The organism is Caballeronia sp. Lep1P3 (assembly GCF_022879595.1).
Classification (GTDB): domain Bacteria; phylum Pseudomonadota; class Gammaproteobacteria; order Burkholderiales; family Burkholderiaceae; genus Caballeronia.
This window is the reverse complement of record NZ_CP084266.1, coordinates 41,852-59,933: the sequence shown is the minus strand read 5'-3', so window position 1 is coordinate 59,933 and position 18,082 is coordinate 41,852. Positions and strand designations below refer to the sequence as shown.

Annotated in this window: 11 protein-coding genes; 6 read left to right on the top strand and 5 right to left on the bottom strand. The window is 65.8% G+C overall.

Annotated features, from left to right (window positions below):
* The first annotated feature begins 6 nt into the window (after positions 1-6).
* A complete protein-coding gene (locus LDZ27_RS14800) occupies positions 7-1,578 on the top strand; it encodes a DHA2 family efflux MFS transporter permease subunit (protein WP_244816750.1) in 1,572 nt (523 codons plus the stop codon).
* A gap of 30 nt (positions 1,579-1,608) precedes the next feature.
* Here the strand turns inward: LDZ27_RS14800 and LDZ27_RS14795 are convergent, their stop codons facing one another.
* From LDZ27_RS14795 to LDZ27_RS14785, 3 genes are all read right to left on the bottom strand, one after another.
* Positions 1,609-2,046, bottom strand: a complete 438-nt coding sequence (locus LDZ27_RS14795; protein WP_244817279.1) for a DUF29 domain-containing protein — start codon at positions 2,044-2,046, stop codon at positions 1,609-1,611.
* A gap of 90 nt (positions 2,047-2,136) precedes the next feature.
* Positions 2,137-5,814, bottom strand: a complete 3,678-nt coding sequence (locus LDZ27_RS14790; RefSeq protein WP_244816749.1) for a DUF748 domain-containing protein — start codon at positions 5,812-5,814, stop codon at positions 2,137-2,139.
* 165 nt (positions 5,815-5,979) lie between these two features.
* Positions 5,980-7,449 carry a DUF1254 domain-containing protein gene (locus LDZ27_RS14785; protein WP_244816748.1) on the bottom strand — a complete coding sequence of 490 codons (1,470 nt, stop codon included), beginning with the start codon at positions 7,447-7,449 and terminating at the stop codon, positions 5,980-5,982.
* A 253-nt stretch (positions 7,450-7,702) separates the two neighbouring features.
* On the opposite strand from LDZ27_RS14785, the gene LDZ27_RS14780 reads away from it, so the two are divergent.
* Together LDZ27_RS14780 and LDZ27_RS14775 are read left to right on the top strand one after the other, a co-directional pair.
* Positions 7,703-8,353, top strand: a complete 651-nt coding sequence (locus LDZ27_RS14780) for an FMN-binding negative transcriptional regulator (RefSeq protein WP_244816747.1) — start codon at positions 7,703-7,705, stop codon at positions 8,351-8,353.
* 157 nt (positions 8,354-8,510) lie between these two features.
* Positions 8,511-10,799: a heavy metal translocating P-type ATPase gene (locus LDZ27_RS14775; RefSeq protein ID WP_370653448.1), complete on the top strand. Its 2,289-nt coding sequence runs from the start codon at positions 8,511-8,513 to the stop codon at positions 10,797-10,799.
* Here LDZ27_RS14775 and LDZ27_RS14770 read toward each other — a convergent pair.
* Complete coding sequence (locus LDZ27_RS14770) at positions 10,724-11,227, bottom strand: thioesterase family protein (protein WP_244816745.1); 504 nt, start codon at positions 11,225-11,227, stop codon at positions 10,724-10,726. The genes LDZ27_RS14775 and LDZ27_RS14770 overlap by 76 nt on opposite strands.
* A 377-nt stretch (positions 11,228-11,604) precedes the next feature.
* Between LDZ27_RS14770 and LDZ27_RS14765 the strand changes: the two genes are divergently transcribed.
* The 3 genes from LDZ27_RS14765 (at position 11,605) to purU (ending at position 17,121) form a co-directional block, all read left to right on the top strand.
* Positions 11,605-14,673 carry an acetoacetate--CoA ligase gene (locus tag LDZ27_RS14765; protein ID WP_244816744.1) on the top strand — a complete coding sequence of 1,023 codons (3,069 nt, stop codon included), beginning with the start codon at positions 11,605-11,607 and terminating at the stop codon, positions 14,671-14,673.
* A 138-nt stretch (positions 14,674-14,811) separates the two neighbouring features.
* Positions 14,812-16,128 carry a hypothetical protein gene (locus LDZ27_RS14760; RefSeq protein WP_244816743.1) on the top strand — a complete coding sequence of 439 codons (1,317 nt, stop codon included), beginning with the start codon at positions 14,812-14,814 and terminating at the stop codon, positions 16,126-16,128.
* Between the two features lie 117 nt (positions 16,129-16,245).
* Positions 16,246-17,121, top strand: a complete 876-nt coding sequence (gene purU / locus LDZ27_RS14755; RefSeq protein WP_244816742.1) for a formyltetrahydrofolate deformylase — start codon at positions 16,246-16,248, stop codon at positions 17,119-17,121.
* 67 nt (positions 17,122-17,188) lie between these two features.
* Here the strand turns inward: purU and LDZ27_RS14750 are convergent, their stop codons facing one another.
* The gene (locus LDZ27_RS14750) at positions 17,189-18,043 is read right to left on the bottom strand and encodes a glycine betaine ABC transporter substrate-binding protein (protein WP_244816741.1); all 855 of its coding nucleotides are present in this window, start codon (positions 18,041-18,043) and stop codon (positions 17,189-17,191) included.
* Positions 18,044-18,082: the final 39 nt, after the last annotated feature.

Sequence of the window (18,082 nt, the reverse complement as noted above, 5' to 3'; positions counted from 1 at the left end):
AGACGCATGAGCACGCCGCCGACGCCAACTAATGCCGCGCCGCCTCCTCCACCGCTGCACGGCGCGCAACTCGTGCTCGCCACGTTCGCCGTCGCGCTCGCGACGTTCATGAACGTGCTGGATTCGTCGATTGCCAACGTCGCCATCCCGACCATTTCCGGCAATCTCGGCGTGTCCGTCAACGAAGGCACCTGGGTCATCACCGTGTTCGCGGCCTCGAACGCGGTGTCGATTCCGCTCACCGGCTGGCTCACGCAACGGCTCGGGCAGATCCGGCTCTTCGTCGGCGCCATTTTGATGTTCGTGCTGTCGTCGTGGCTGTGCGGGCTCGCGCCGAATCTTCCGGTGCTGCTGATCGCGCGGGTGTTGCAGGGCGCGGTCGCCGGGCCGCTGATTCCGCTTTCGCAGGCGATTCTGCTCGGCTCGTATCCGAAAGAGAAAGCGTCGATGGCGCTCTCGCTCTGGGCGATGACCGCGACCGTCGGTCCGATTGCCGGCCCCGCGCTCGGCGGCTGGATCACGGACAGCTATTCGTGGTCGTGGATTTTCTACATCAACATTCCGGTCGGCATCTTCGCGGCGGGCGTCACATGGATGATCTACCGCGACCGCGAAACGCCGACGCGCCAGGCGCCTATCGACGTGATCGGCCTCGCGCTGCTCCTCACGTGGGTCGCGTCGCTGCAGATCATGCTGGATAAGGGCCGCGACCTCGACTGGTTCTCGTCGCCGGTGATCGTCGTGCTCGCGATCATCGCGGTCATCGCGTTTGCGTTCTTCGTCGTGTGGGAGCTGACGGAGGCGAACCCCGTCGTCGATCTGCGGCTTTTCACCGGGCGCAATTTCTTCGGCGGCACGGTGGCGATTTCGGTCGCGTATGGCGTGTTCTTCGGCAATCTCGTGCTATTGCCGCAATGGATGCAGCAGTATCTGAACTACCGCTCCGTCGACGCCGGCCTCGTCACCGCGCCGCTCGGCATCTTCGCGGTGATTCTCGCGCCCGTCATGGGCAAGGTGCTGCCGCGCAGCGACGCGCGCGTGATCGCGACGATGGCCTTCATCGGCTTCGCGTTCGTGTTCTGGCTGCGCTCGAAGTACGTGATCGAGATCGACACCTTCCATCTCGTCCTGCCGACGCTTCTGCAAGGCATTCCGATGGCGATGTTCTTCGTGCCGCTCACGGCGATCGTGCTATCGGGCCTGCCGCCCTCGAAGATTCCGGCGGCGGCGGGTTTGTCGAACTTCGCGCGCGTGTTTTGCGGCGCGGTGGGCACGTCCCTCGCCGGCAATGCGTGGGACGACCGCATCGCGCTGCATCACGAGCGGCTGACCGAACAGGCGAACCTGTATAACCCGGCGTTCGGGCAATCGCTCGGCATGTCGCAATCGACGCTCAATATCAGCGAAGCGCAGGCGCGCGGCATGTTCAACTTCACGGTGAATTCGCAAGCCGCGATGATGGGCCTGAACGATATCTTCCTGATCTCGGCGGTGATCTTCATTTTGATCATTCCGCTCATCTGGATCACGAAAGTGGCGAAGGGCGGCGGCGGAGGAGCGGCGGCCGGGGCGCATTGAGGGGGCGCGGGTTGCGGTCCGCGCTAGCGATCATTCCGGAAGGAACCCTTCCTCGAGCACGCATCCGATCGGCCACGGGCAGATTTCGGGGAAGTCGTCGAAGTCGATACCCGTTTCCGACTCCGCCAACGTTCGCGCTTTCGACCACACGACGTCGAGCCATTTCGATTCATCGAAGCGTCGCCGCAGGCTCGGTGCTTCCCCAAGGAGATAGTTCGCGTCCTTGCGCTGTGTGCGGATCGTACTCGACCAACTCTTGCTTCGCCGTTCCGGCTGATACTGCCACTTCAGGAGATGCGCAAGCAGCACGGATATCCTGCTGCCCAACTCGCGTAATTGACTCTTCCCCACGTCCTCGATTTCCTCTGCAATATGCTCGATATCGATGGCCGAGAGCTTTCCTGCCCGCAGCAGCGCGGCCTGTTCATTGGCCCACGCCACCACGTCTTTCTCATAAGGCGTTCCCATCGGCTCACTCCCGTTGTCGTCAGGATTTCCGGTATCGATCATGCTATGCAGTCCCTCGCTCATCGAGTCGTCCAAACGGCTGATGCCGCGCTATTTCAGCCCCAGTTCTACGCGGCTTCCGGCGCCCTTGTCTTCGATGCCCTGCGCATCGAGCTTCGGCGCGACCACGAAGATGCGGCTGCTGTCGATCTTGCCGTCGAAGTACTCCTTCACCGCCTGCGCGCGCCGCTGCGCGAGATCGCGCAACGAAGCGTCGTCGACCGGCGCGTTCTCCATCAGCGCGGCTTTCATGTCGGCATCGGGCAGCGTCTTCGTCATGCCGATGAAGTTGCGGGGCTTCTTGAAGTCCGCTGACTTGTAGACCTTGGTCAGATACTTGTCGTAGTCGTCGGGGGACACCGTCACCGACGTCCAGTCGACGTTCTGGCCGCTGCCCGACATGTCGCGCACCTTCGCGCGCTTCACCTGGCCGTCGAGCCACGCGCGGCGCAAGCCGGGTTCGTCCACCTTCGGGTCCACGCGCCCGATCACGTCGAGCCGGATCGACGGCTTGTCCGCAAGCGCCTTCGCGACCGTATCGAGTTTCTTCTGCGCGGCGTCCCCGAGCGTGGCGGAGCCGGCGTCGAATTCCACGTAGTTCAGTTCCTCGCCGCTGCCGCCGAACGCATGCGCGAGCAACGAGAACGGCGCGGTCACGGCCTTCTGCACGAGATTGACGATGGCCTGCCACACGAGCCCGCCGACAGAAAATTCCGGGTTCGACAGCGAGCCGGAGATCGGAATATTGACGTCGATTTCGCCGCGCGAGTTCTTGAGCAATGACACCGCGAGCCGCACGGGGAGCTTCGTCGCGCTCGGATTGTCGATGTGGTCGCCGAACGTAAGCTGATCGATGAACAGGTGATTGTTCGCGGTCAGCTTGTCGTCGGCGAGCATGTAGTGCAGATCGACGTTGAGCTTGCCCTTCGTGATCGGATAACCCGCGTACTTCGACGAATACGGCGTGAGGTTGGTCAGTTCGACATCGTGCGCGCTCGCGGTGAGATCGAGCGCGGGCTTCGCGATCAGCGGATTCACCTGTCCCTTGATCGACACCGGCCCATTCGCCGCGAGCTTCGCGGTGACATCGACGGGCGCGGGCGTCGTCGACTGCGTGCCGAACGCGCCGACCGTTCCGTTGATCGCGACGAGATTCGCGGTGTAATTCGGCTTGATGAAGTCGTCGGTGTACGTGACGCGGCCGTTCTGCAGCACGAGCTGGCCGAAGCGCATGTTGACCGGCGGCCCCGACTGCCCGGACTTCGAGGCATCGGCGGGCGCGCTCGCGGCAACCGGCGCGGACGCCGCCGGCCGTGTCACGGATTGCGTCACGGCTTGAGCGCGCCCGTTGTCGCTCGCCACGACGCTCTTCAGGTTCAGCTTGCCCTGCGCGTCCAGCAGCACGCGGCCATAGAAGTTGGCGAACGTGATGCGCGCGGCCTCGACGTCCGTGCCGCGCTCGCCGTAGCTCGCCTTGAGACTGGTCAATCCGAGCAGCTTCCAGCTTGCGAAGCGGTCGGACGTGGCCTTGTCGAGCATGCGGACGTCCGTGAGCGACGCGTCGCCCTTGTAGGACGCGGCGAGCGTCTTGCCGCTGCCCGACACCGCCAGGTCGCCGCTCGCGTTCAGATACGCGCTCGCCACGTCGACGTTGAGCTTGTCGCCGAAATACGGCTCGAACGCGGAAGCATCGACCTGATCGCCTTTGACGTGCAGCGCGAGCTTGAGCGGACTGACGGTGACGCTGCCCGCGACGGCAAGCGATCCCTTGCCGTTCAGCGTGAGCTTGCCCTCGACGGGAAGCGGCTTCGTCAGATCGTCGCTGAACTGCCTGACGCCGACAGAGAGCGGCGCGACGCGCAGCTTCACGGGCCGCGCGGGCGTCTCGTCGGTGAAGCCCGCGGATGCGTCGTCGAGCGAAATCTGGCCGATCTGATAGCGCCACGCCGGCCCGCCCTGCTGCTCCTTCTGAATCTTGCGCGTGGCGCTCGGCTCCGGCGCCGCTTCGTGCGGCCCGGCGAGCGCCGCCAGATCGATGCTGCCGTCCCTGCGGCGCGCGGCATCCAGCGCGAGGCCGGACACTTGCACGCTGTCGAGCGCGGCGGTGCGCGCGGCGAGATCCACCTTCGCGATTTTCGCAACCGCCGAGCGCAGCGTGATGGGCGACGCGCCCGGCGCGTTCGTCGGCACGAGCGTGAGCGCATCGAGCTTCACGTCGCCCGCGCCGACCTGCAAGGCCGCGTCCGGCTTCGACCAGTCGACCGACACCGGCAGATGCGCGCCGAGCGTGCCGCTTTCGACGCGCGCCGCCACCGCATTCGCGATGTACGGCTGCAGCGGCGGCACCGCGAGCGCGTCGAGTGCGAGCTTCGCGTCGGCGGTTTTGGCGGCGAGCGTCACGCTGCCCGATGCGTCGAGCGTGCCGCCTTTGTCCGACGCCGCCTTGAGCGCGAAACGCGCGGGCGTTTTGGCGAGCGTCGAAAAGCCATCGAGCGTGACCGCGAGCTTCGTCACCGCGGCTTCGACGTGCTGTTTCATCAGATCGTCGGCGAACGCGATGCGGCCGTCGTCGATGGCCACGCGACGAATCGCCAGATCGAGCGGCGGGCCTTCCTTCTGCGCGGGCTTTTGGTTGTCCGGCTTCGACGGCGACGCGAGCTTGCCGACGTTGAGCGCGCCCGATGCGTCACGCGAAAGATGCACTTCGGGCGCGGCGAGCGTGATTTCGTCGAAGTGATAGACATCGCGCAGCGGCTCCATGTCCGCGATCCGGACGTGCAGCGCGCGCGCCGAGAAAAGCGGCGCGCCGGCGCGCTCGGTCACGGCGGCGTCGGCGAGATCGGCGGTGCCGTCGATGCGGATCGTCGGCGCGTTGCCAGCAATCGCAAAGCGCACGTTGAGGTCGGTCGAGAGCCGCCCGCTTTTGACCGCGACCGGCAGCGAATCCGGCGCATACGACGCGATCTTCGGCACGTCGAGGCTGTCGAGCGAGAGCGCGATCTCGGATTCCCGCGACTGCGCGAACGGCTTCGTGCGGCCCTTGAGCAAGAGCGGCGAGCCGTCGATGCGCGCCTGCAAAAGCGGCGTCACGAAGATGTCCGTGGCCGACGGCAGCGTGGCGATGAACGGAATGCCGAGCGCGAAGCGGTCGATGACGTGCTTCGCCTTCGTGAGGCGGTCGTCGAAGAGAATGCTGCCGTTCTCCACGCGGATGTTGGAGACGGAGAACCGCGCCGGGCCGCTCGACGGCGCGGGCGCCGGTTGCGAAAACTTCGCGATCAGATCGGAGAAATTGAAATGCCCGGCGTCATAACGCACGATGACGAAGCGCGGCGAATCGATCTTCAGTTCATCGACGACGGGCGCGAGCCGCACGAGCGACGCCCACGACGTGCGCACCACGAGCCGCGATACATCGACGAAATTCGCCGCGCCGCCCCGCGCGATGTTGGCGGCGGATTCGCCGATATGCACGTCGTCGGCTTCGACATCGAGCGTGTAGGGATTGAGCGCGACGCGCCGGATGCTGACGGGCCGGTCGAGCTGTTTCGCGAGCTGCTGTTCGGCGATATGACGAATGACCGGCGGCGCGACGAAGAAGCCGAGAATGCCGACGACGAGCAACGCAACGATCAGCCCGATTGCGATGCGCCGCGTGCGACGCGCGTGGATGACGCCGCGCAGCGTTTGCCCGGCCGACGTGAAACCCGATTTGGTAGTGCTTGACATTCGATGCGCGGCGACGCGATGCGCGCGTGGAGCGCCGCGCGGACTCGCCGACTCGGGAAGGAGGATGTCCGAGTATACGACGATGCACCGCGCGAACGTCGTCAAAACGCTCGCGGCAGCGCGTGTCCGACGAGCGAAATTACGCCGTTATTGCCGCTATTGTTGCTATTGCCGCTCGACGGGCGGCGGCGCCCAGGTGCCGTCGCTGGCCTGCGGATCGGGCGCGTAAAGGCGCATCGTCAATTGAAACTCGCCCTGCGGCGCGGGCAGCCAGTTCGACGCGCGCGCCTTGCCCGGCGATTGCGCCGACACGATCACGTCGACCGAGCCGTCGCGGTTCTTCTTCAGACGGTCTCGATCGGAGAGCGCGAGATGCGGGAGCTTCGCATCAGCGAGCGCGCCTTGCTTCGTGTACGCGGTGAGCGTCCAGAAGCCGCGCACGGGCGGAAGCTGGTTCGGCGCGAAGTGCAGCACATACCGGTTGGCGCCGTTGAGCGCGTGGCCTTCGCTGTCGTTCAGCGCGACGGGCTTCACTTCGCCATTCTTCGTGCTTGTGGCCGTCTGCCGGCGAGCCAGATACGCGCGCAGCGTGTAGTCCGTTCCGTAATTGCCGACGCCTTCGCCGAACCACGTCCAGCCGTTCTTCGTGATGGCGTTGGGCGGCACGGTCGCAAGGCGCTCGCGCGCACCGGCGAGGCCCGAGTCGAGCAGCGGCGCGTCCGTCGTCCTGAATTGCACCGGTTCGCCGGGCTTCACGCCGAGATCGGCGAGACGGTTCATCGCGGGCGCGTCGGCGGTGGCGGGCGGGTTGTCGTCGAGCGAGCGGGCGAGGCGCGCGAAGAACGCGTTGGCGTCGAGCGCTTCGGCCTGCGCGCCCGGCGATGCGCTCGGCGGCGCGGCAGGCAGCGGCGGCACCGACGGCTGTTGTCCGCTGCTTCCGCCCGGCCACGCGCCGGTGACGGCGGCCGTGACATCGGCTGCGGCATCCTTCGCGGGCGTGAGCGTCTGAATGTGCATCGCGGCTTGGAGCTTGCGCGCCTCGCGCACGTCGCGCGGGCCGTTCACGCGCACACGCACGGATAACCAGACATAACGCGTGCGCGTTTCGACGCGCGTGGCATTCGCCGGCACCGTGCCGGTCCAGCCGGCGGGCACGAACGCGATCAGTTGCATCTTCGGATACGGCGTCGTGTCGGCGCTGGAATAGAGCGCGTTGGTCCACGCATCGAACGCGCGCGTGTCGAGGTAGCGGCCGCGCGGCGCGGCGGGCAGCGAGACGATCACCGGATCGGCGGAGACATCGAGCCACGCCGTCGAATCGATCGTATCGACGCTCGGCCAGCCGGTCGCGCCGACAGGCGGCAGCGCCGTCGCGTGGCGGAACGTGTTGAGCGCGGCCTGGCCGGGCTGCGCGGGATTGCCGCTCGCCCGCTCGCGCGCGATGTCGGAGGCGACGAGCGGAAACCCGAACGTATAGGCATCCGCGACCTGATCCTTCACCCAGCCGCCGCTCGCTGCCTTGACCTCGCGCGGCTTGTCGGCGGCGCAGCCGGCAACGAGGCTGATTCCGGTCAGGCTTGCGCTCATCCAGAAAGCGGCGTTGAGCGGGAAGGTCCAGCGTCGGTTTGCATTCATTCGATTGGGAATCCGGTTCTAGTTCTGCATGGAGTCGCGCGCCGGCCGCCTTTCCGACGCATGCCGCGCGGCACGGGCGCTATCTCGGAATTCGGGTTGTATCTTATCCGCTGACCATAGGCAAGAAGAGAGGACGCAAGATAGGAAACAAAGATGGCGAAGATGCGCCCACGATGCAGCAAACCGCGTGCATCGGCATCGCGTACCATGACGATACGCGCCGTCTTTTCACTCAACCGACACAGAGCCGCCGATGTATCTGCCCGCCCATTTCGAAGAAAACCGCACCGACGCGCTGCACGCGCTGATCGCCGCGAATCCGTTCGGCGCGCTCGTCACGCACGGTCCGAACGGTCTCGACGCGAATCACATTCCGTTCGAGTTCGACGCCGCCGCCGGCGAGCACGGCACGCTGCGGGCGCACGTCGCGCGGGCGAATCCGCTCTGGCGCGAAGTAGCGCCGCGCGACGAAGTCCTCGCCATCTTTCAGGGCGAGGCGGGCTACATCTCGCCGACGTTCTACCCGAGCAAGCAGGAAACGCATCGGCAGGTGCCGACGTGGAACTATCTCGTCGTGCATGCGCACGGCCGCATCACCGTTCGCGACGACGAAGCCTACGTGCGCGGCGTCGTCGCCCGGCTCACTCGCAAGATGGAAGCCGGCGAACCCGCGCCGTGGAAGATGGGCGACGCGCCGCGCGATTACATCGAGCAGATGCTCGCGGCGATCGTCGGCATCGAGATCGAGGTGACGCGGCTCGTCGGCAAGGCGAAGCTCTCGCAGAACAAGGCCGACGCCGACCGCGCCGGCGCCGTGGATGGCCTGCGCGCACGCGGCGGCGACGCGGCCAACGCGCTCGCGGACGCGATGCGCGCGACGATGACCGATGCCTCGCGCGGCTAACGCGCCCGCTTGACCTTCCAAGCATTGGAAGCCTGATACTGGTGAAATCGAAGCGGGCGTTTGCCGCCGTCCAGCCAGATTCGGAGCGTTTCATATGTCATCGGTTTCGACCCAGCCCAACGAGCCAGAGCGGACGGCGGAGTTTTCCGTGAGCGGCATGACGTGCGCGTCGTGCGTCGCGCGCGTCGAGAAAATGCTCAAGCGCGTGCCGGGCGTGGATTCCGTCGCCGTCAATCTCGCGACGGAACGCGCCACGGTTCACGCGAGCCATGCCGTCACGGACGATCAACTCGTCGCCGCGATCACGAAAGCGGGCTACGAAGCCGCGCTCGTTGTCCGCGACGCGCCGCTCGCCGCGTCCGCCGATTCGGCTGATTCCGCCGCGCGCGCATGGAACGGCGAAGTCGCGGCGGTCGTCGGCAGCGCGGTGCTCACGCTGCCGCTTCTCTCGCCGATGTTCGGCTTCGCTCTCTCGCCGTGGCTGCAGCTCGCGCTCGCGAGCGTCGTCCAGTTCGGCTTCGGCGCGCGCTTCTACAAGGGCGGTTATCGCGCGGTGCGTGCGTTCGCGGGCAACATGGACTTGCTCGTCGCGCTCGGCACGTCGGCGGCGTGGGGCGTGTCCGTCTATCAGATGTTCGCGCACGGCGGCGCGCACGCGCATCTGTACTTCGAGGCGTCGGCGGTGGTCATCACGCTCGTGCGCTTCGGCAAGTGGCTCGAGGCGCGCGCGAAGCGGCAGACGGCCGATGCGATCCGCGCGCTCAACGCGCTGCGCCCGGACAAGGCGCGCATACGCGATCGCGCCGATCCGTCGCGGGAACGCGAAGTCGCGCTCGCGGACGTGCGAATCGGCGACATCGCCATCGTGCGGCCGGGCGAGCGCGTACCGGTGGACGGCATCGTGCGCGAGGGCCGCACGCACATCGACGAATCGCTGATTACCGGCGAAAGCCTGCCGGTCGCGAAGGAACCGGGCGCGCGCGCGACGGGCGGCTCGATCAACGGCGAAGGCGTGATCGCCATCGAAACGACGGCCATCGGCGCGGAAACGACGCTCGCGCGCATCATCCGGCTCGTGGAATCGGCGCAGGCGGAGAAGGCGCCGATCCAGCGGCTCGTCGATCGCGTGTCGGCGGTGTTCGTCCCGGCGATTCTCGGCATCGCGCTCGTGACGCTCGGCGGCTGGCTTTTGCACGGCGCGAGCGGCGAAACCGCGCTGCTGAACGCGGTCGCGGTGCTCGTGATCGCGTGCCCGTGCGCGCTCGGCCTCGCGACGCCGACCGCGATCATGGCCGGCACCGGCGTCGCGGCGCGCCAGGGCATTCTCATCAAGGACGCGCAGGCGCTGGAGCAGGCGCATGCCATCCGCGTCGTCGCGTTCGACAAAACCGGCACGCTGACGCTCGGGCGGCCGAGTCTTGTCGCGTTCGAAGCCGCGCCCGGGCAGGACCGCGACGAGGCGCTCGCGCTCGCGGCGGCGGTTCAGCGCCAGAGCGAGCATCCGCTGGCGAAGGCCGTCGTCGCCACCGCCGACGCGCATCCGGCCGCCGCCGCGCCGCGCTTCGTGGCGAGCGCGGTGCGCGCGGTGGCGGGGCGCGGTGTCGAAGGACGCGTGTCGCGGGCCGTGTCCACGCACATCGACAGCGCTTGCGACGATGAACGCGCGACCGCGCGCATCGCGATTGGCAGCGGCCGCTGGCTCGCCGAGCTGAACGCGCACGTTCCGCCCGCGCTCACCGCGCGCGCCGATGAACTGCAAGCGCAAGGCAACACGATTTCGTGGCTCATCGACCTCGACGCGCCCGCCGTGCTCGCGCTGCTCGCTTTCGGCGACACCGTGAAGCCAACGGCCCGCGCCGCCATCGAGCGTCTTGCGCGCATGGGCGTGCAGAGCGCGGTCGTCACCGGCGACAACGCGGGCAGCGCGCGGGCCGTCGCGCGCGCGCTCGGCATCGCGCCCGACGCGGTCTACGCCGACACGCTGCCCGAGGACAAGGCGAACGTCGTCGCGCATTTGCGGGCGTCCGCGCGAGGCGTCGTGGCGATGGCCGGCGACGGCATCAACGACGCGCCCGCGCTCGCCGCCGCCGATATCGGCATCGCGATGGCGAACGGCACCGACGTCGCGATCGAAGCCGCCGGGATCACGCTGATGCGCGGCGACCCCGCGCTCGTCGCGGACGCCATCGACATTTCGCGGCGCACGTACCGCAAGATCCGGCAGAACCTGTTCTGGGCGTTCATCTACAACCTGATCGGCATTCCGCTCGCGGCGTTCGGCATGCTCGATCCGATGTTCGCCGGCGCGGCGATGGCGTTTTCGAGCGTGAGCGTCGTGACCAACGCGCTCCTGTTGCGGACGTGGCGCGCTCAGGCCGGCGCGGCGGAACTTGCGCCCGCCGGATCGTCCGAACGCGCCGGCAAGCCGATCACGCGTCCCGCATGACGCGCGTCCTTCGCCGCGACCGTCGGCTGGGCGGCGATGCGCGCGGCGATGTCGTCGTCGAATGAAACGGATTTCGGCGCGCCGCTGGAATCGATATGCAGCAGCATCAGTTCGCACGCCGACACAGGTGGCGCGGCATCGCCCTCGAACATTTCCATATAGAGATGGATGCGCTTTTTGTCGTGCGCAATCACGCGCGCGTCGATGCGAACCGCCGCGCCTTCCTTGATTTCCCGCAAATAGCGCACATGCGCCTCGAGCGTATAAAGCGTGCGACGCCGCTCGCGACGGCCCGCGTCGTCCAGCCCGATGCTGTCCATGAAGGCGTCGGTCGCGAAGCTGTAAATCACCAGATAAAACGCGTCGCGCAAATGGCCGTTGTAATCGACCCATTCGGGCCTCACGGTGTCGCGATGAATCGTGGTCATTGAATCTCCATTTTGTTGTTTGAATCGAACGTTCGGTTTGCAGTGTCGTAAGTTCGATATAAGGCATCGCCTCTTTTATGCCGACGATTAAAACCACGCATTCCTATGAATATCGATGCGCGGATTGGTCATTGTTGCAGTTCGTGTTACGAAGCGATTTTTGACTGTCATCCATCAGCAGAAATACCTGCCGAAACGCCGCGATGTTTTGTGAGTGGTCGCACATTGCGGCGCGTTGGCTAGCTGTAATCTGATTCGCAAAGGAAGAAAACCTGACTCCGGCGACGAGACGCTTCACCGCGAAAAGAGAGATTCGCGGCTGTCTTCGCGCGGCACAAAAATTCATAACGCAGTACAAACCACGGGTGCTTCGGAAGATGCAACGTCAAGACGCCATTCACAAGCATGCGCGCGTCTATTCGCGCGAGTCCCTATTCCAGCCGGATGCAGAACGTATATCGCGTTCGCGCATGACGGGTTTTATCCGGGGTTTCGAACAACTGACGGGCGCGCAATTCGCCGATTACGCCGCATTCCACGATTATTCCGCACGCGAATTCCGGCGCTTCTGGCAAACCTTTCTCCGGTCCGCCGATGAACTCGAATGGTCGGGATCGGATGAGCCGGTGTGCATCGGCGATCGATGCGAGACGGCGCGCTTCTTTCCGAATCTGCAACTGAATTACGCCGAGAATCTGCTTGGCTCGCGCATCGCTGCCGACGACGCGCCCGCGCTCACATCGTGTCTCGCGGACGGCGGCCGCGTCGCCTACACGCGCGGCGAATTGCGCGAGCGCGTGATGCGGCTCGCGCAGGCGTTGCGCGAACTCGGACTCAAGCCCGCCGATCACGCCGTCGCGATCATGCGCAACGACGCTGATGCGATCACCGCCGCGCTCGCCGTCACCGCGCTCGGCGCGACGCTTTCCACCGCCGCGCCGGAAAACGGCGTGCAGGCCATCGTCGATCGCTTTTCACCGCTCGCGCCGCGCATGCTTTTCGCGCACACGATGCAGCGCTCGTTCGATACGGCGGGCGCACTCAGCGCGCACGTCGCGGCGGTCGCGAACGCGCTGCCGTCGCTGACCGATATCGTCTGCCTCGACGAAACGCCGCTGCCGAGCAGCGTCACGACACCGCAACACGAACTGCGCGAACTCATCGTGCGCGGCGATCCCGCGCGCTTCACCTGGCCGCGCTTCGCGTTCGATCATCCGCTCTTCGTCATGTTCTCGTCTGGCACGACGGGCAAGCCGAAGTGCATCGTGCATGGCGCGGGCGGGACGTTGATCGAGCATGTCAAGGAGCATCGGCTGCATAGCGATCTCGGCCCCGGCGACACGCTCTTCTTCTTCACGAGCTGCTCGTGGATGATGTGGAACTGGCAATTGTCGGCGCTCGCATCGGGCGTGCAGATCGTCACTTATGACGGCCCCGTCGCGGCAGTGGACACGTTATGGCGCATCGTCGCTAACGAGCGCGTGACGGTGTTCGGCACGAGTCCCGCGTATCTCAAGATGAACGAGGACGCCGGTATCGAACCGGGCGTCCAGTTCGATCTCTCCGCCCTGCGCGCGATGATGTGCACCGGCGCGGTGCTTCACGACGCGCAGTTCCACTGGGTCAACAGGCACGTCAAGCCGCTGCAACTGCAGTCGATTTCGGGCGGCACCGACATCCTCGGATGCTTCGTGCTGGGCAATCCGAACCTGCCCGTGTATGCGGGCGAAGCGCAGTGCAAGAGTCTCGGCCTCGACGTGCAGGCGTTCGAACGCGGCGCGCCGACGACGATGCCCGGCGAGCTTGTCTGCACGAATCCGTTTCCCTCGCGCCCGCTCGGTTTTTTCGGCGACAGCGACGGCGCGCGCTTTCACAAGGCGTATTTCTCGGAGAACGAAGGCGTCTGGACCCACGGCGACGTGATCGAGTTCTCGCCCGAAGGCTCCGCGCGTCTGCATGGCCGCAGCGACGGCGTGCTCAACGTGCGCGGCATCAACGTGAGTCCCGGCGAGATTTACCGCATCCTGAGCGACATTCCCGAGATCTGTCACGCGATGGCCGTGCCGCAAACCGGCGCGCGCGCGGGCGATGCCGGTCAGCGCGTCGTGCTGTTGCTCGTGCTGCGCGCCGATGTGCACCTCAACGCGACGCTCGCGGTGCGGATACGCCGCGAACTCATGCGGCAAGGCTCGGCGGCGCTCGTTCCGGATGTCATCGCGCAGGTCGATGCGCTGCCGGTCACGCACAACGGCAAGCCGTCCGAAGCCGCCGCCCGCGATGCCGTGAACGGCCTGCCGGCGCGCAATGTGTCGTCGCTTGCGAATGCGGATTGTCTCGACGCCATCCGCGCGCATCCGATGCTCGGGCGCGAGCATCCCGAACTGCCCGCGCCCGGAGAAACGGCGGAAAGCATCGAAGCGTGGCTGTGCGCGTTGTGGGAACGCTACTTCAGCTTCGCGCCGATTGGCCGCGACGACAATTTCTTCGAACTCGGCGGCCATTCGCTGCTCGCCGCGCGCATGCTCGCCGACATCGGCCGCGCGACCGGCCGCACGCTGCCCATCGCCACGATGATCGTCGCGCCGACCATCGGCAGGCTCGCCGCCGTGATCGTCGCGGATCAGGGCACGAGCGCCGCCAGTTCCACGCTGGTGCAGATGCGCGCCGGGCGCGGGCGGCCGCTTTTCATGGTTCACAGCATCACCGGCTCGGTGATGGAATGTCTGACGCTTGCTGGCACGCTGCAAAGCGAGCGCCCGGTGTACGGCCTGCAGGCGCAAGGACTCGACGGCGATGAAACGCCCCAGCGCAGCGTCGAGGACATGGCGCGCGCGTACATCCTGCGCATGCGCGGGCTGCAACCGAGCGGGCCGTATGCGCTCGTCGGCTATTCGTTCGGCGGGCTCGTCGCGTTCGAAATCGCGCAGCAACTCGTGAAAGCGGGCGAGAAAATCGAAATGCTCTGTCTGCTCGATACCTACGTCCACGAGCGCTGCCTGCCGCTTCCCGAGTGGACGCGCTTTCAGGCGGCCATGCTCGGTTATCGCATGCGCGAGTTCCGCTCGCTCGCCGGGCGCGAGCGCATCGCGTATGTGCGCGGCAAGGCCGTCGCGCTGACGGACCGCGTGCGCATGCGGCTCGGCAAGACGGCGCAGCAGCCCGCGCCGGACGCACGCGGCCTGCCGCCGACGCTCCTGCAACTGCGCGAGTCGATGCGCGTCGCAATGACGACCTACAAGCCGCGCCGCTACGTGGGCGGGCCGATCGTCTATGTGCGCGCGTCGATCCAGCAGGACGACCGCGGCGATCCGCTGCCGGTGTGGCAGCGCGTGGCGAAGCACGGCTTGCGCATCATGCGCGTCGAGGGCCGGCACACCGATCTTGTCGTCGAACCGCAGCTCGCCACCGTCGCGACGGCGCTGGCGCAGGCGTTGTCGAGCGCGTAGGCGCATTGGGGCGCGGCGAGGTCCATCGAATAAGTTCGAATTCAGACATGCCCGATACCGCGGCGCGCCCGCGGTACTCATACTGCGCTGTCTGTAAAAAACTGCACCGCCGCACGATACCCGTCGCCAATACGCTTTATGACTACTCGCTGCCTCAGCTTCCTCTCGGTCAACGCCCCTCACGTCCTCGCCAATCACAAGCTCTACTGCGCGCGAATGGGTTACGAGCACGAAACCGTGTCCCTCGTCGATCTCCCCACGCGCGCGCAACGTCTTCTGCTCAAGTACGAAACCGTGCTGCACCATTTGCGGCAGATGCCCGACATGGCGCTGCTCCTCTGCTTGAGCGAAGACTGCCTCGTTCTGAACATGCTGGCGGTCGAACCGATGGCCGACGGCCGTCAACACCTGCTGCCCGCGATCGCCGGCGATTCCGGCGACAAGCACACCGCGTTGCAGGTCTGGCGCAACACGCAGCAGATTCGCGATTTCATCGTTCACTGCATCGCGCAGTGCAAGATTTGCGGCCCGACCGACGACGAAATCGCGATGCTGTCCCCGCTCGACTACATCGAGCCGCACGGCGTGCGCGGCGGGGCCATGTGCACGATGTTCTGCAATCCGCGCTTCTCGCCGATCTGGGCGAAGCAGCCGAACCTGTGGACCATCACGATGGCGGAGCAGGAAATTTACGGCTTCATCCATCCGGCCTTTCGCAACGCGCTCGCCGAGCACGTCAACGACTGTCATCTGAAAGGCGCGCAATTGCTCGATTTCTCGGGCCATGCGAGCGCGCACGCCGAGCCGTTCAGCGTCTACAACCCCGGCCGCCCGATTGCGCTCGTCACGTACTACACCGCGAGCGTGCGCGAATACGGCGCAATCGCCGAACAGAACATGCGGCGTTATTGCGAGCGCCACGGCTATACGCTCTACGTCTACCGCGACACACCCGCCGACGCCGATCCCGGCAGCACCGGCACATGGCTCAAGCCGTGGTTTCTGCGCAAGCACATGCCGCATCACGAGTGGATGATCTGGATCGATGCCGACATCCTCTTCGTGGATCAGCGCAAGCCGCTCGAACCGCTGCTCGCTAACCGCGACATTCTCGCCGCACACGATATCGGTCCGTGGCTCATCAACGCGGGCGTGCTCGGTTTCCGTCGCACGGAAAGCAATGTCGCGTTCGTCGAGGAGATTCACCGGCACGTCAGCGCCGCGCCGGACAAGTCGAGCACCTACGCGAACGGCGGCGATCAGACGATCATCGCCAACTTGCTGCGCGATCGACTCGGCTGGACGCTCGCGCACGGTCACGACTGCGTGAGCCTCAACACGCCGTGGTACTTCCAGCAGCCGACGAGCCTCATGGTGCACTTCGTCGCGATCCAGCACGCGATGCGCGCCATGCTCATGTCCGCGCAGGAGCGCGCGAGCCTGCAACTCGGCTGACGCTTTCGTACCAGCGCGACGGCGCATCGCTTCTATCCATCGTGCCCGCGCGCTTGCTCTACTAGCGAGACGCCCGCCCACTCTTGCGGCGCGCGATCTCTCGAATGTGGAGCACGCATGTCAGCCGAATCACGCCTCAATCAACTGGTGCTCACCGTCGCGTGCCCGAGCGCGGCGGGGCAAGTCGCCGCGATCGTCGGCTTTCTCGAACACCATCACGGCTATATCGACGAACTGAGCGTCTTCGACGACGATCTCAGCGAACGCTTTTTCGTGCGCTGCGTCTTTCATGCCGCGCGACGCGATGAAACTCTCGATCTCGCGATGCTCCAGCGCGAGTTCGGTCCCATCGCGGCGCGTTTCTCGATGACCTGGGCGATGCACGATCTCAGCGTGCGTCCGAAAGTGCTCATCATGGTATCGAAGCTCGAGCACTGTCTTGCCGACTTGCTGTTCCGCTGGCGCATGGGCGAACTCAAGATGGATATCGTCGGCATCGCGTCGAATCATGCCGATCTCGCGCCGCTCGCGCAGCAGCACGGCCTGCGCTTCCATCATCTGCCGATCACCGCCGACTCCAAGCCGCAGCAGGAGGCGCGCTTGCTCGATCTCTTCGATTCATCCGGCGCGCAATTGCTGATTCTCGCGCGCTACATGCAGATTCTTTCCGGCGAGACGAGCCGCAAGCTCGCGGGCCGCGCGATCAACATTCATCATTCTTTCCTGCCGGGCTTCAAGGGCGCGAAGCCGTATCATCAGGCGCATGCGCGCGGCGTGAAGCTCATCGGCGCGACGGCGCACTTCGTTACCGACGATCTCGACGAAGGCCCGATCATCGAGCAGGAAGTGGAACGCGTCGATCATTCGTATAGCCCCGAGCGCCTGCTCGCCACCGGTCGCGATGTCGAATGCATTACGCTCGCGCGCGCGGTCAAGGCGTTCGTGGAGCGGCGCGTATTCATCAACGGTGAGAGGACTGTCGTGCTGCGTTGAGCGGCCGCATACGCAAAACGCCGCTTTTTAGCGGCGTTTTCGCGTTCAAGCGTCGTACAGGCGCGCGCTACTTCACCCAGCTATCGACGCGGTCGCCATGCGCGCCGATCCACGCATCGGCGGCGGCGGCGGGCTTTTCGCCGTTTTGCGTCGCGAGCATCACGCTATCGATTTCGCCCGGCTTCCACTGGAACTTCTTGAGGAACGCGACGACAGGCGGCGCCTTCTTTTCCAGCTCCGGATTCACGACGTTATCGACATGCTCGGCCTCGCCGAAGACCTTCTTGGGATCGTCGAGGAATTTGAGCTTGTACTTCGCGAACATCCAGTGCGGCTTCCATCCGGTCACGATGATCGGCTTGTTCGACGCCTCCGAACGCGCCAGTTCCGCCGTCATCGCGCTGCCCGAACTCGGCAGCAGCTTGTAGTCGAGGTTGTACGCCTTGATCGCTTCGCTCGTCTTCTGCATGACGCCCGCGCCCGCATCGATGCCGACGATGCGCGAATCGAACTCGGCGGTTTTCGCGGGCAGATCCGACAGGCTCGATACGTCCGCGTTTTCCGGCACGATCAGCCCGATCTTCGCGTCGTTGAAGTTCGGCCCGAGGTCCACGACCTTCGACTTGAAGTTGTTCCAGTACGCGCCGTGCGTGACGGGCAGCCATGCGGAAAGCGTCGCGTCGAGGTCGCCGCGCGCCACGCCCTGCCACATCACGCCGGCGGCCACGGGAACGAGTTGCACCTGATAGCCGAGTCGCTTCTCGATGATGCGCGCCGCCACGTTCGATGTCGCCACGCTGTCGTCCCAGCCTTCGACGTAGCCGATCTTGATGGTCGGTTTCGAATCGGCGCTCGCCCCCATGCTCGCGGCCAGCGCCGCGCTCATCGCGCACAGCACGAACAGTCTTCTCGTCGCTTTCATTGCTTTCCCCCTTGGGTGTGCCCCTTCGGTTTGCGCCTA

Bases quoted from the DNA above. Each gene is read 5' to 3' on its own strand.
- LDZ27_RS14795 (WP_244817279.1), bottom strand. From the start codon at position 2,046: ATGGGAACGCCTTATGAGAAAGACGTGGTGGCGTGGGCCAATGAACAG.
- LDZ27_RS14800 (WP_244816750.1), top strand. From the start codon at position 7: ATGAGCACGCCGCCGACGCCAACTAATGCCGCGCCGCCTCCTCCACCG.
- LDZ27_RS14750 (WP_244816741.1), bottom strand. From the start codon at position 18,043: ATGAAAGCGACGAGAAGACTGTTCGTGCTGTGCGCGATGAGCGCGGCG.
- LDZ27_RS14765 (WP_244816744.1), top strand. From the start codon at position 11,605: ATGCAACGTCAAGACGCCATTCACAAGCATGCGCGCGTCTATTCGCGC.
- LDZ27_RS14790 (WP_244816749.1), bottom strand. From the start codon at position 5,814: ATGTCAAGCACTACCAAATCGGGTTTCACGTCGGCCGGGCAAACGCTG.
- LDZ27_RS14770 (WP_244816745.1), bottom strand. From the start codon at position 11,227: ATGACCACGATTCATCGCGACACCGTGAGGCCCGAATGGGTCGATTAC.
- LDZ27_RS14780 (WP_244816747.1), top strand. From the start codon at position 7,703: ATGTATCTGCCCGCCCATTTCGAAGAAAACCGCACCGACGCGCTGCAC.
- LDZ27_RS14760 (WP_244816743.1), top strand. From the start codon at position 14,812: ATGACTACTCGCTGCCTCAGCTTCCTCTCGGTCAACGCCCCTCACGTC.
- purU (WP_244816742.1), top strand. From the start codon at position 16,246: ATGTCAGCCGAATCACGCCTCAATCAACTGGTGCTCACCGTCGCGTGC.
- LDZ27_RS14775 (WP_370653448.1), top strand. From the start codon at position 8,511: ATGACGTGCGCGTCGTGCGTCGCGCGCGTCGAGAAAATGCTCAAGCGC.
- LDZ27_RS14785 (WP_244816748.1), bottom strand. From the start codon at position 7,449: ATGAATGCAAACCGACGCTGGACCTTCCCGCTCAACGCCGCTTTCTGG.